Genomic DNA, 13,586 nt, shown 5'->3' with positions numbered 1-13,586 from the left:
GGGCTGCGGCGCGGTGCCCGATCAATAGGGCCAGAAGCGCGCCACGAACAGAACCTCATTGGACTGTCCCGGCGCGGTGTGCAGGCCCACCACCCGGAAGTAGCCCTCCGCGTCGAGCCATGCGTCCGTGGGCCGCTGCCTTCCAGGCAGGTCCACGCGGTTCCTGCGCAGCCGCTCCCCGTTCGAGGAGACGTGGATGGTGCCCACCCCCGTGTCGTTCATCATGCCCTCATACCAGGTGGCCAGTGCGATTTCGCCGCCCGGCAGCAGCCCCGAGCCCGCGATGATATCCCTATTCCTGGTGCCTGGCGTCTCGTAGTACTGGTGACCCTGGAGGCCGAAGGAAGCATCCGCCGCGCCCGTCGCGTCGACCTGGACCAGAGACACCCCATTGTCGGTGTTGTGCTCGCCGGAGTTGGAGCCCGCGACCACCAGCACTTTGCCTCCCTCCAGCGAATACAGCCTCCTGGGACCGAGCTTGGAGGCGGCCAGGGCGCGTGGGACGAAGTTGAAGGTGAGGTCCCGCTCCCCGTTCACCTGATAGCGCCGGAGCGTCAGGCCATCGGCGTGCTCCCTCGTCGTCCCTCCCAGGAGCAGCGCATCGTCCGCGAGCGCGAGAACGACGCTCCCAGAGTCTTGCTGACCGTAATCCTCGATGACCAGCCCGTCGGCGCCGAAGGAGGTGTCGAGCTGACCCGTCGGCAGCAGGCGCACCATCACCTGGTCCGAGTCCGAGCCCGTCCCTGTCACCGTTCCCGCGCCCACGACACGTCCCTGGGAATCCACGGTGAGCGAATTAAGCGTGGCGGTGCCCTTGGAGAGCTGGAAGGTCCACACCCCGGCGGTCCCGAACGTGGAGTCCAGTTCCCCCGTGGCGGTGAGCCGTACGAGCAGCAGGCTCTGCCGGTTGAGCGCCGTGCACCCATTCGTATCGGAGACAGCACTCCCGGCGAGCATGATTCGCCCATCCGAGAGCACGGTGACCGCCCGGACATCGTCCTCACCGCCACATACGTCGATGATGCGCGTTCCCTGGGTGCCGAAAGAGACGTCCGGAGTTCCATCCGGAAGCAAGCGCGCCACCAGCACGTCCCTGGAGCCCGCCGCGCCGGTGGAGCTCGCGAGAATCCACTTCCCATCAGGCTGCACCGCCATGCGCACGAAGATCCCCACGGGACGTCCCAGCGCCGGAAGCGCGAGACCGCCCGAGCCAAACGAGAGATCCAACGCGGCCTGGCCCGGCTGGACCTCCAGCGTCAGCGACAGCTCCACGCGCCCCACCCCGCCGTCCCCCACCACCCGGATGGGGAAGCGCCCATAGGCCGCCAGCTCCTCCACGTGGAGCTGGAACGTGCCCGTGCTGTCCGCTCCCGACAAGAAGACCGTCGTGGCCTCCGCCTGGACGTGGGCGGGCAACCCCTCCAGGGTGAGGGAGAGGGCTCCAGTGAACGACGACTCACGTGTCACCTCGATGATGAGGGGCGTCGCATTCTCTGGAGCGAAGCGCAGCGTCGGCTCGGACGGAGCTCGAAGCGTGAAGGAGGGGGCGGGCGGCGGCTTTTCGTCCGAGGAGCAGCCCCACATCACCACCAGGGCCACCACCGCCGGGAGCCTGAGGAGGCAAAGGCCTTGCCGACCTGGAAAGACAGGTTTGACCGAGGCAGAGGAAGCGGGGCGCGCGGGACGGTGCATCCCCGCACATTAGACATCCCGTCCCTCGAGTGAACAGACCCGGGGTGGAGGAAGCGGAGAGAGAGACTCCCTCCACCCCGGGGCCCTCACGTCGGATATGACAAGTCATTCAACCCGGGTGAGGACTGGTTGCTCTGGTAGGTATTGACCCGCACCTGCCAGGTCCCTCCCTGGTTCGTGCCGAGCCATTGGGCAATCGTCGTGATGAGCGTGGCGTCATGGACATGCTTGTCCTGCTGCCAGCTCACCCAGACCTCCTGCCCCGTGGTGGTGTTCTCGAACTTCTCCCGACAGTACTTCGGCATCACGTGCCTCCTTTGCGAATCGCCTTGTGCCTTCACCTCTCATGACGATGCGTGAGCCGGGCTCGTGACAGCCCCGCGGGGTGGGGCTGACGACCAGAAGCCGTGTCACGTCAAGCGGCCCGGGCTCGTTCTCAAGGCGCACCACCCACCGCGCTTCCGCGGTGCCTGGAGCGCCCAAGGAGGCGATGCACGCCATGAGCTCTTCCATCCCAAGCGGCACGGACCCGGCCCCCAAATCCCCCGGAGGTCCGCCCCCTGCCTCCAAGGAGGTGACGACGAAGCGCGGCTCCTCCGAGCCGCGCACGCGGATTCGCAACCGCAAGGCCGTGGTCGCGGGCATCAATGACTACCGGCCCCAAATCAATCAGCTCTCCAGCTGTATCAACGACGCCAACCTGATGGTGAGCCTCCTGGGCACCCAGTATGGGTTTTCGCCCAAGGACATCCAGGTCCGGCTGGACGCGGACGCCACGCTCGGCAACGTGAAGGAGTCGCTGGCGTGGCTGATGGACGGAGCCACGGAGGACGACGCGCTGGTCTTCTTCTTCTCCGGCCACGGCTACCGGGTGCAGATAGACGAGGTGTGGCGCGAGAGCCTGGTGCTCTACGACGACTTCTTCTTCGACCAGGACTTCTCCAAGCTGACCCAGCAGCTCCCCGAGGGGGTGATGACCACCGTCCTGGACGCGTGCCACTCCGGCGGCATGGAGAAGGACCTGTTCATCGCGTCGGACTTCGCCCGGAAGCTGCATCAGCTGGGCGCCACCCGCCGCATCGAGCTGGCCAAGGTGAAGGCCTACATCGACCCGCGCGACTTCGGCGCCACCACCGGGGAGAAGGCGTTCCAGCCCGGCGCGAAGGCGCACCAGCGCTCCTGGCTGCACCGCAGCGCCGACGAGCGCTCCGGGGAGATTCCCTTCCGGGGCTTCGGCAGGCCCGTGCAGCTCATCACCGGAGTGCCCGTCACCAAGGCGTTCGACGCGCAGGTGGCGTCCGAGCCGCCCCAGGCCAACTGCACGCTGCTGACGGCCTGCACCGCCGAGCAGACGGCCGCCGCGGGCACGCAGCTCACCAAGAACCTGTCGGTGTTCACCTTCGCCCTGGGCCAGGTGCTCGGGGCGACGCCGAACGTCTCCTATTCGGAGTGCCTCCAGCAGTCCGCCGCGCGCATCTCCGGCCTGGGCTTCCAGCAGACGCCCGAGCTGCTGGTGACGCCCGACACCTCCTGGGTTCGCACCCGCTCGGTCTTCCTCAACACCGATTTCGGCGCAGCGCCGAAAACCGTGGTCCCGGTCAGCCTGCCGTTCGGGCTGGGCTCGCCCACGGCTCCCGCAGTCCCCTTGTCGAATGAAGGAGTCAAAACAATGACGTCGTATTCACAGATGCCGAACCTGGCGGGCCTCTCCCAGCTCCTGGGCACTTCCACCGGCGCTCCGACGGCCCCCGCAGACAAGGGCTGGTCGGACGTGCTCCAGCACCTGGTCACCACCGCGCCCTCGCTCATCGGGCCCCTGGTCACCACCATCAGCGGCGCCGTCTCCGCCGCCAACAAGGGCTACCAGCCCGCCGTCATGCCCGCCGCGGACAAGGGCTGGTCGGACGTGCTCGCGTCGCTGGCCTCCTCCGCGCCCGCGCTCCTGGGGCCACTGGTGAGCACCATCGGCGGCGCCGTCTCCGCCGCCAACAAGGGCTACCAGCCCGCCGTCATGGCCGCGCCCGACAAGGGCTGGTCGGACGTGCTCCAGCACCTGGTCACCACCGCGCCCTCGCTCATCGGGCCCCTGGTCACCACCATCAGCGGCGCCGTCTCCGCCGCGCGACAGTGAGCCAGGTCTCCATCTGAAGCCGGGCCGGCCCCCATCCCCTTTCACGGAATGGGGACCGGCCCGAAGAACCTCAGTCCGCCGTCCGCTTGCGCCGCCCCGACAGCCAGCGATGGAAGCGGGCCTCATCGCGAATCACCCCCGCCCGGGCCAGCGGCTTCACGAGCCGCTTGCGGGAGCGCTCCACGATTTTGCGTACGTTCGCAGGCGTCAGGCGGAGGGCCACCGCGATGTCCGCGTAGCTTTGCTGCTCGACGAAGGCCAGCCGCGCACAGGCCCGCAGCTGTGGCGGCAGTGACTCCAGCAGCTCCAGCAGCAACGCCTGCAACCGCTGCTCCTCCTGCTCCTCACAAGGCTCCGCCGCCTCCAGGTCCGCGCCCTCTCCCAGTTGCTCGTCCAGCGACGTCCACCGCAAGGCCTGACGCCGCCGCTCCCGCTGGAGGTCGATACAGACATTGATGGCCACCCGGCGCAGCAGCGCCCAGGGCCAGTCCTCCTGGGAGGCCCTGGACCATTGAAGCCACACCCGCACCGCCGTGCGACTCAACGCATCCCTCGCCGCATCCGAATCCCCCAGCGTCCGCTCACAGACTCGCAGCAGGGCGGCCTGGTGCTGACGCCAGAGCGCCTCGAATGAGGCGGACGCGGACACCCTCGACTCCTCTCCCCCGGTATGCACTCAGACCTTCCCGAGCGTCAGGTCCACCAGGTCCGTGAAGGGCGAGGGAGACTGGCCCACCGCCTCCACGAGGGCATCCACCTTCTTCAGCTCCCGCTCGAGCGCCTTGTAGTGATTGCGATTCTTCAACAGCCGCTTGCGGCCCAGCAGCAGGAACGCCTCCTCCCGCCCCACCTGGCGCACGGCGGTGCCGAGCACGAAGCCGCGAAAGGCATCCGCCAGGTCCAAGTCCCACGGCACGGCGGCGCGCTGAGCCTCCATCACGAAGCACGCGGACGCCACGCGCAGCGCCTCGATGAGCGAGCGCGACGTGGGCGACTCCTCGTACCGCAGCGCCTGCATCACATGCGCGTCCCGCAGCAGGAGCACGTCGCCCTCCTGGGACATCACCGCCAGGGAGTACGCACGGCGGATGATGTTGTCGAGCTGCCTCAGGTTGCCCGGCCAGCTGCGGCCGAGCAGCTGCGCCTGCGCATCCGGGGACAAGAGCGCCCGGCCCTCCCGCTCCCGCTCCTGGTGTCGCCGGTCCAGCATGTATTGCGCCCAGGGGATGATTTCGTCCCGACGCGCGTCCAGCGGTGGAACCTGGATGGGGAGGACGTTGACCCGGTAGTAGAGGTCCTCGCGGAAGCGCCCCGCCGTCACCGCCTCGTGGAGGTCCACGTTCGTCCCCACGATGAAGCGCACGTCCGCGCGGTGCAGCGTCCCCTCTCCCAGCACCCGGTACGTCCGCTCCTCCAGCACATGCAGCAGCCCCGCCTGCGCGCGCAGGGAGAGCTTGTCGATTTCGTCGATGAACAACGTGCCGCCCTTGGCGAGCGCCAGGCAGCCCGGGCTGTTCTGCACCGCCCCCGTGAAGGCGCCCTTCCTCCAGCCGAAGAGCGCTCCCATCTGAAGCTCCTCCGGCACCGTCATCAAATCCAACACCTCGAAGGCCCCCTGCATCCGCCCCGAGTGCTCATGACTCCACCGCGCCAGCCTCGACTTTCCCGAGCCGGTGGGCCCGCTGATGAGGATGGTGTCCTCCTGTTGCGTGAAGACCCGCAGGACCTCAATCAGTCCGGACATGGATTCACCAATGACCGGAAGAAACGCGTCGGTTCGACTCATCGGCATTCGTCCGCTCCAAACTCAAACAAGGGTAGGGAAGCGGGGCGCACCGGCGTGCAAAACCTTCTCCAGTCAAGAAACTCAACAACTCACATCTTTCACGCACGCGTCTGGAATGAAGCCGCATGAGCCGGCGTCCCCGTTACAAGCAAATGCTTGCAGCAAGCAAGCATCGGGACGGCCTTCACGACGCCCGCCCCAGCGCATCCTCGCGTCAGGACTCACGCCCGAAAATCCACGCACCCCTGGCGCGCGTCGTGCACAACGAATCGGCGGCCCTGTCGAACGTGTCCTTCGCGTACTGGCGTCTTCATCCAGGGCCGCTCACCACTCGCAACGAGGGCAGACCATGGCGGACTTCCGCACGGCGTACTCCAAGCTCATCCAAGATGTCTGGGCGAACCCAGGCAAGAAGGACCAGATTCAGCAGGACCCCGACTTGTTGAAGGTGTACGGCTTCGACACGGTCCCCAAGTCAGTGGCCTTCACCGACGCGTACAGCGGCGCGACGGCCACGGGCTACGACGAGCAGCTGAAGAGCTGGGACCGCAACAAGGACGGAGCCATCACCCTGTTCATTCCGCCGGAGCCCACCGTGACTCCCGGCGGCACGGCGGGCGCCGCGGCCAAGGATGTCTCCGTCTGCTGCTGCTGCTGTCCGTGCTGCACCTGCACCTGAGCGCCGCGCGCATCCCGGAGCTCGGCGGCGGCGCGCGCCACCGGGCCTCCGGTTCCCCTGCCGCTCCAGCGGTGCCCACGCTTCATGTCCCGGGAGTCACGAATGCTGTCGAGACCTGTCTGGAAGAGCCATTGCCGCGTGGAGCGCGTCGACGATTCGACGGTGCTGCTGCTGCACGAGAAGGACTACCTGCTTCTGAGGGGCCGCGCCTTTCCCCTGCTGGTGCCCCTGCTGGATGGAAGACACTCGCTGCCGGAGGTCTTCGCGGCGCTCTCCTCGCGCCTGTCGTTGGTGGAGGTCTCCCACGCGCTGGAGGTGGCGGCGGAGCAGGGCTGCATCCTCGAGGGCGGCGCCGATACGCCGGCAGAGGCGCCCTTCTGGCACGAGCTCGGGGTCGACATGGCCACCGTGGCCGAGGGTCTCCAGACGCCCGTGTCCGTCCTGTGCCTGGGCGGCGCGTGGGAGGAGCGCCAGCGGGAGGCGCTGTGCGCGCAGGGACTTCGCACCGAGGGCGAGGCGGGCTTCCAGCTGGTGCTCTGTGACGACTACCTGCACCCGGCGCTCGACGCGCTCAACCGCCAGGCGCTCGCGGCGCGGCGGCCCTGGATGCTGGCGAGGCCCGTCGGCGGCACGCTCTGGCTGGGGCCCGTCTTCCGCCCCACCCTGACGGCGTGCTGGGCCTGTCTGGCGCAGCGGCTGCGCTCCAACCGGCAGCTGGAGTCCTTCCTGGAGCGGGAGCAGGGCCGGGTCCATCCCCTGGTGCTGCCCACGGCGAGCCTGGCTGCCAGCACGGGCGCGGCCTTCCAGTTGGCGGCGCTGGAGGTGGCCAAGGCGCTGGTGCTCGGCCCCGAGCATCCGCTGGGAGAGCAGCTCGTCACGCTGGACCTGACGACGCTGGAGCTGGAGCGTCACGCGCTCGTGCGCAGGCCCCAGTGTCCGGTGTGCTCCGGCGAGGAGGCGGCGTCGAGAGCGCCCCTGCCCGTCATCCCCCGCCCGTGCCCGAAGCGGTTCGACGGCGACGGAGGCCACCGCACGCAGTCTCCCGAGGAGACCCTGGCGCGCCTGGAGAAGCACGTCAGCCCCATCACCGGCGTGGTGAGAAATCTGGAAGCGCTGGGGGCGGACGGCGGCGCGGGGCTGGTGCACAGCTACGCGGCGGGCCACAACTTCGCGCTGATGCAACAGGACCTGCGCTTCGTCCTGCTGAACCTCCGCGGCCGCAGCGGGGGCAAGGGCACGACGGACACCCAGGCGAAGGTGAGCGCGCTGTGCGAGGCCATCGAGCGCTACTCCGGCGTCTACCGGGGCGAGGAGTGGAGCCGGGTGGCGAGCCTCCACGAGCTGCGGGACGAGGCCGTCCCGCCCAACGCGCTGATGAACTTCAGCCCCACGCAGTACGCGCGGCGCGCGGAGTGGAACGCCGCGCACCCCTCCGGCTTCCACCATGTCCCGGAGGACTTCGACCCGGACCGGCGCATCCACTGGACGAGCGCGTGGTCCCTCACGCACGAGCGCTTCCGCCACGTGCCGAGCGCGTACTGCTCCTTCGGCCATCCGGACCTGGGCAAGTGGTTCTTCTGCACCAGCGACTCCAATGGCTGCGCGGCGGGCAACACGCTGGAGGAGGCCATCCTCCAGGGCTTCCTGGAGCTGGTGGAGCGCGACTCGGTGGCGCTCTGGTGGTACTCGCGGACCCGGCGTCCCGCGGTGGACCTGGACAGCGTGGACCTGCCGTACGTGCACGCGCTGCGGGAGCACTACCGGCGGCTCCAGCGGGAGCTGTGGGTGCTGGACGTCACCGCGGACCTGGGCATCCCCACGCTCGCGGCGGTGTCACGGCGACATGACGCACCCGCGGAGGACATCGTCGTGGGCTTCGGCGCGCACCTGGATGCGCGCGTCGCGTTGCTGCGAGCGCTCACGGAGGTGAATCAGTTCCTCCCCGCCGTGCAGCAGCGGGACGCGCAAGGACGGACGCTCTACTGGTTTCCGGAGCGGGAGGCCGTGAACTGGTGGCGCACGGCGACGGTGGAGAACCAGCCCTACCTGCGCCCGGACCCGAACGTCGCCGCGCGGCGCCTGGGCGCGTTGCCTGACCTGTCCTCGGGGGACCTGAAGGTGGACGTGGAGCGCTGTGTCGCGCACGCGCGGCGCGCCGGCCTGGAGACGCTGGTGGTGGACCAGACGCAGCCCGACGTGGGGCTGCCCGTGGTGAAGGTGATGGTCCCCGGCCTGCGCCACTTCTGGAAGCGCTTCGGGCCGGGCCGGATCTACGACGTGCCCGCGCGCCTGGGCTGGGTCCCCCTGCCGCTTCGGGAAGAGCAGCTCAACCCCACGGGCATCTTCTTCTGAGGGACGGACGCGATGCGGCTCCATGAATCCTTCGGGCTCACGCCCGGCATCAAGGTCCACGCGCTGGAGGACGGGCGGCGCGTCGTCGCCAGTCCTCGCTTCGGCCTGGAGTTCGGAGGGCTGTCCCTCGGCGCCCTCGCCGCGCTCCAGAGCCTGGAGACAGGAGGCACGGAGCAGGCGCTGCTCGACGCCGCGGAGCCGCATGACGGGCCCGCCGCGCGCGTCCTGCTGGAGCACCTGCTCCAATCCCTCGCACGCAACGACTTCCTGTGCCGCACCCTGCTGCTGGAGGAGGCACCGCTTGCCACGCTGCAACCGAGCCTGGCCCCCGGCCACTCGCAGCCCCGGGCACCCGACACGAAGTATGTCCTCTCCCGGCTCGCGTGCGTGCGCCGCGAGGACCACCAGCTCGTGGTGGAGGCGCCCGCGTACCAGGCGCGGGTGCTGCTGCACGACACGCGCGCGGCGGCGCTGCTCCTGGAGCTGTCCTGTCCGCGCTCCCTGCCCGAGCTGACGGAGCGCGCCGCCACGCTGCCCCTGAAGGCCGTGGACCTCCTCGTGGGGATGCTCTTGGACGCGAAGGCTGTGCACGTCCCCGAGGAGGAGGACGCCAGGCTCTCGCTCTGGGAGCCGGAAGACCTGTTGTTTCATGCGCACAGCCGGCTGGGGCGGCTGCCGAGCCCCTACGGCGCCACCTATCGCTTCGAGCAGTGGATGGAGCCCCTGCCCGTGCTGAAGCCCCGGATGAGCGAGGCGGTGGTGCCGCTCCCCCGGCCCGACCTCGGGCGGCTCGCGCGGGAGGACTCGACCTTCACCGAGGTGCTGGAGCGCCGCCGCTCCCTGCGCACGTATGGCGAGCCGGCCATCAGCGTGGAGCAGATTGGCGAGCTGCTGTACCGCGCGGCGCGCACTCGGCGGGTGCTCTCCACGGACCATGGCGAGCTGGGGGAGCGAACCTACCCGGGTGGTGGTGCGCTGTATGAGCTGGAGCTGTACCTCGTCGTGGACCGGTGCACCGGGCTGAAGTCCGGCCTGTACCAGTACCGCTCCGGGCAACATGAGCTGTGCGAGCTGACGCCGCGCACGCCCCAGGTGGAGCAGTTGCTGGAGGGGGCCTGGCACACGCTCGCGAGGGAGGGCCGGCCGCAGGTGCTCTTCGTCATCACGGCCCGCTTCCCGCGCGTCTTCTGGAAGTACCAGGCCATGGGCTACGCGCTCATCCTCAAGAACGTGGGGGTGCTGTTCCAGACGCTCTATCTGGCGGCGACCGCCATGGACCTGGCGCCGTGCGCGCTGGGAGGCGGCGACTCCGAGTTGTTCGCGCGCGCCAGTGGAATCCCCTCGCTGGTCGAGGGCGCGGTGGGTGAGTTCGCGCTCGGCACCCGAGCGAAGGAGGACGTCCGATGAAGGTCCTGTTGCTCTATCCCAATGCGCGCAGGGAGCTCATCGGCTGGGGAGATTTGGGCGCCATCGCGGAGCCGCTCGCGCTCGAATACCTGGCAGCAGGGGCGCGCCTGGACGGCCACGAGGTGCGGCTGTTGGACCTGCGCCTGCATCCGCATGACCTGATGCTGACCTTGTGGAGCTTCGAGCCCGACGTGGTGGGCGTCACGGGATACTCCATGCATGTGCCCCGGATGCTGGAGCTCTGTAGACAGACCCAGGGGTTGTTGCCCCACGTCCGCACGGTGGTGGGTGGACACCATGCCACGCTGATGCCGGAGGACTTCTTCGAGCCCGAGGTCGACTGCGTCGTGAGCGGCGAGGGCGTCCGCCCCTTCCGACGCATCCTCCAGGCGCTGGAGGCGGGCGAAGGCCTCGGGGGAATCCCAGGCGCCTGGGCCCGTGACGCGGGAGGCACGTTCCGCTTCGGAGGAGAGCCGCCCAAGCTGGACATAGACGCACTGCCCTTTCCGGACCGGAGCCTGGTGCCAGCGGACCGGGGGAGCTACTTCATCGACTGGATGAAGCCCATCGCGCTCCTGCGCACCACGGTGGGCTGTCCCTTCCGGTGCAACTTCTGCTCGCTGTGGAAGATCATGGACGGCCGCTACTACAAGCGCGACGTCGAGCGCGTCGTCGCGGAGCTGGCGACCATCCCCGAGCGCTACGTCTTCCTCGTGGACGACGAGCCCTTCGTCAACCCGCGCCGCATGTGGGCCCTGGCCGAGCAGATTGAGGCCGCTCGACTGGAGAAGGAGTTCTTCGCGTACTGCCGCATCGATTCGTTCCTGCGGGACTTGGACCTGATGCGCCGGTGGCGGGACATCGGCCTGCGGCGGGTCTTCTTCGGACTGGAGGCGGTGCTCGACCACGAGCTGAAGGACTACAACAAGCGACTGGCGCGCGAGCAGATTCTCCAGGGGCTCCAGGCGGCCCGGGAGCTGGGCATCCACGTCTTCGCCAGCTTCATCGTCAAGCCGGAGTACACGCCCCGGGAGTTCGACCAGCTCGCGGCCTTCATCCGGGAGCACGGCGTCGACTACCCGTCCTTCACCCTGCTCACACCGCTGCCGGGCACGCCCGCGTGCGAGTCCTTCGAGCACCTCCTGGAGCGACAGCCGAATGGCCGGCCCCGCTGGGAGCACTTCGACCTGCAGCACGCGGTGACGCGGACGCGGATGCCTCGGGAGGAGTTCATGCGGGAGTACCGCAAGCTCCAGGGCGTGTTCTCCGCGTCCTACCGCGCGGCAAACCACCCCCTCTTCCAGGACGGGGAGCATGGGCCCCGGGTGACGCCATGAGCCTCTCGGACCTCACCCTGCCCCTGCCTCCGCTGGTGGCGGATGCTCCGGACCTGGGAGCGCTGCGCGCACAGCCCCTGCGCTTCCTCCTCGACAGCGCCCGCAAGTACGGGAGCCTCTTCCGCTACACGGCGGGGGGCTGGTCCACCGTGGTGGTGAACCATCCGCTCCACGCGCAGCACGTCCTGCAGAGCCACGCGCGCAACTACGTCAAGCAGGGCACGCCAGATTTGTTGATGCTCCTGCCCATGCTGGGCCGGGGGTTGATGACCACCGAGGGAGAACCCTGGGCCGAGCAGCGCCGCGTGGCCCGTCCCGCCTTCGAGCACAGCCGCATCGAGCCCTGGGTCCAGGTGATGGCGGAGTGCACCGAGGACATGTTGCGCCGCTGGGAGGACCCGGCGCGCACGGGAGTCCCCTTCGACGTGGAGCGCGAGCTGGGGCACCTCACGCTGCGCATCGTCACCCGCTGTCTCTTCGGCTGTGATTGGGAGGACGCGACGGCGGACTTCGCCGGGGCTGTGCAGCGCCTCAACAGCTTCATGTCCCGCTTCGACCCCGGGGACGCGGTGGGCCTGCGACAGTTCCGCGAGGCGAGCCAGCTCATCGACACGCTCGTCCAGCGCATCCTCTCGCGGCGCCGCGAGACGGGAGGTGGCTCTGACCTGCTGGCATTGCTCCTGGACGCGCATCCCCGACAGCTCGAAGGGCCCGCGGGCGAGCGAGTCCTGCGCGAGCAGATCTTCACCTTCCTGATGGCGGGCCACGAGACGACGGCCAAGGCGCTCACCTGGAGCCTGCACCTGCTCGGCCTGCATCCGGAGGCGAGGCTGCGCGTGCGCGAGGAGGCCCGGACGCTGCTGGGCGCGAGGCCCGTGCTGGCGGAGCAGGTGCGCGCGCTCGACTTCGGAGGACGGGTGCTCCAGGAGGCGATGCGCCTGTATCCCCCGGTGTGGTTGATGTCGCGCCTCTGCCGGGAGGACGACTGCGTGGGCGGGTATCACCTCCCCGCCGGCACGCTGGTCATCGTCAGCCCCTATCTGCTCCATCGCCATCCGGACTCCTGGAGCGAGCCGGAGACCTTCGACCCGGAGCGCTTCCGCGACAGCCGCGCCTCGGCTCGTCATCCGTATGCGTATCTCCCCTTCAGCGGTGGCCCGCGCGTCTGCATCGGCCGCAACTTCGCGATGATGGAGGCCCGGCTCGTCCTGGCCATGGTCGTCCAGCGCTTCCAGCTCCAGCACGTGGAGGGCCACCGCGTGGAGCCGGAGGCGCTGGTGACGCTGCGCCCCTCGGGTGGACTGCCGATGCGGGCCCGCCACTGGGACGCGGAATGAGCGGCTCCTATCGTCCGGAGGAGAACCCGGGAGGGCTCGACGAGGAGCTGGCGAGGCTGCAGTCGCAGGTGGAGCTGAGCTGGCCGGAGGAGAAGCGGCTCCTGCTCTCCCTGGGGCTGACGGAGCGCATGACGGTGGTGGAGCTGGGAGGCGGGCCCGGGTTCGTCACCGACAAGCTGCTGGAGCTGGTGCCCTCCGGCGCGGTGCATGTCGTGGAGCGGGACCCGGGAATGTGTCTGCTCGCGGAGTCGCGCCTGGGCGCACGCGCGAGGGTGCACCGGAGCTCCGTCCTGGACACGGGGCTCCCCGACGCGCGCTTCGACCTGGCGCTGGCGCGCTTCGTGTTTCAACACCTGGAGGAGCCCCTGCTCGCCGCGCGCGAGGCGCTCAGGGTGCTTCGTCCCGGAGGGCGGCTGGTGGTCAGCGAGCTGGACGCGGGGCTGTGGGGCGTGGCGGAGCCGTCACTTCCAGAGCTGGAGCCCATCCACCGCAAGGCGGAGCGGCTTCAGCTCCAGCGCGGAGGAAATCGCTTCATCGGACGCCACCTGGTGCGGCTGCTCCACTCCGCCGGGTTCACCGGGGTGCGTCTGGATGTCATCGCGTACCACAGCGACGCCCTGGGTCTGGAGGCGTTCCGACGGCAACTGGACCCGGAGCGGCTGCGCCCCGCGCTGGAAGCAGGGCTCATCTCCCCCGCGGAGCTGGAGCAGGTCCGCGCGGGATATCGCCGCTTCTACGACACCCCCTCCGCCTCCATCCTCATGCTGGGCTTCGTGGCCCACGGCCTCCGCCCGATTGATTGATTTACAAGAATAGCGGCTTTTGCTGTTTTGAAACCATGTGACTGATGCAAGATGCCCTCTTC

11 protein-coding genes are annotated in these 13,586 nt (G+C 69.1%); 7 read left to right on the top strand and 4 right to left on the bottom strand.

Annotated elements, in window-relative coordinates:
• Nucleotides 1–21: 21 nt before the first annotated feature.
• Together LZ199_RS27790 and LZ199_RS27785 are read right to left on the bottom strand one after the other, a co-directional pair.
• Nucleotides 22–1,602, bottom strand: a complete 1,581-nt coding sequence (locus tag LZ199_RS27790) for a delta-60 repeat domain-containing protein (protein ID WP_253996790.1) — start codon at nt 1,600–1,602, stop codon at nt 22–24.
• A gap of 176 nt (nt 1,603–1,778) precedes the next feature.
• Entirely contained in the window at nt 1,779–1,997 is a 219-nt protein-coding gene (locus LZ199_RS27785) for a hypothetical protein (protein WP_253996789.1), read from the bottom strand.
• A gap of 194 nt (nt 1,998–2,191) precedes the next feature.
• Between LZ199_RS27785 and LZ199_RS27780 the strand changes: the two genes are divergently transcribed.
• Complete coding sequence (locus tag LZ199_RS27780; RefSeq protein ID WP_253996788.1) at nt 2,192–3,823, top strand: caspase family protein; 1,632 nt, start codon at nt 2,192–2,194, stop codon at nt 3,821–3,823.
• A 70-nt stretch (nt 3,824–3,893) separates the two neighbouring features.
• Here LZ199_RS27780 and LZ199_RS27775 read toward each other — a convergent pair whose 3' ends face one another.
• Together LZ199_RS27775 and LZ199_RS27770 are read right to left on the bottom strand one after the other, a co-directional pair.
• Nucleotides 3,894–4,472, bottom strand: a complete 579-nt coding sequence (locus LZ199_RS27775; RefSeq protein WP_253996787.1) for an RNA polymerase sigma factor — start codon at nt 4,470–4,472, stop codon at nt 3,894–3,896.
• 27 nt (nt 4,473–4,499) lie between these two features.
• Nucleotides 4,500–5,567 (bottom strand): sigma-54-dependent transcriptional regulator, encoded by a 1,068-nt coding sequence (locus LZ199_RS27770; protein WP_323389888.1) that lies wholly within the window; start codon nt 5,565–5,567, stop codon nt 4,500–4,502.
• Between the two features lie 391 nt (nt 5,568–5,958).
• On the opposite strand from LZ199_RS27770, the gene LZ199_RS27765 reads away from it, so the two are divergent.
• The 6 genes from LZ199_RS27765 to LZ199_RS27740 all read left to right on the top strand — a co-directional run bounded on the left by LZ199_RS27765 (nt 5,959) and on the right by LZ199_RS27740 (nt 13,524).
• Nucleotides 5,959–6,288 (top strand): hypothetical protein, encoded by a 330-nt coding sequence (locus tag LZ199_RS27765; protein WP_253996786.1) that lies wholly within the window; start codon nt 5,959–5,961, stop codon nt 6,286–6,288.
• Between the two features lie 102 nt (nt 6,289–6,390).
• Nucleotides 6,391–8,640: a TOMM precursor leader peptide-binding protein gene (locus LZ199_RS27760; protein WP_253996785.1), complete on the top strand. Its 2,250-nt coding sequence runs from the start codon at nt 6,391–6,393 to the stop codon at nt 8,638–8,640.
• Between the two features lie 12 nt (nt 8,641–8,652).
• A complete protein-coding gene (locus LZ199_RS27755) occupies nt 8,653–10,047 on the top strand; it encodes a SagB family peptide dehydrogenase (protein ID WP_253996784.1) in 1,395 nt (464 codons plus the stop codon).
• Nucleotides 10,044–11,384: a B12-binding domain-containing radical SAM protein gene (locus LZ199_RS27750; protein WP_253996783.1), complete on the top strand. Its 1,341-nt coding sequence runs from the start codon at nt 10,044–10,046 to the stop codon at nt 11,382–11,384. The genes LZ199_RS27755 and LZ199_RS27750 overlap by 4 nt, the downstream gene beginning before the upstream one ends.
• Nucleotides 11,381–12,721, top strand: coding sequence for a cytochrome P450 (locus LZ199_RS27745; RefSeq protein WP_253996782.1), 1,341 nt, complete (start codon nt 11,381–11,383; stop codon nt 12,719–12,721). Before LZ199_RS27750 ends, LZ199_RS27745 begins: the two co-directional genes overlap by 4 nt.
• Nucleotides 12,718–13,524 (top strand): methyltransferase domain-containing protein, encoded by an 807-nt coding sequence (locus LZ199_RS27740; protein WP_253996781.1) that lies wholly within the window; start codon nt 12,718–12,720, stop codon nt 13,522–13,524. The genes LZ199_RS27745 and LZ199_RS27740 overlap by 4 nt, the downstream gene beginning before the upstream one ends.
• The last annotated feature ends 62 nt before the right edge of the window (nt 13,525–13,586 follow it).

Origin of the sequence: Myxococcus qinghaiensis (assembly GCF_024198215.1) — a bacterium.
Lineage (GTDB): Bacteria > Myxococcota > Myxococcia > Myxococcales > Myxococcaceae > Myxococcus > Myxococcus qinghaiensis.
This window is presented reverse-complemented; position numbering and strand designations above follow the sequence as displayed.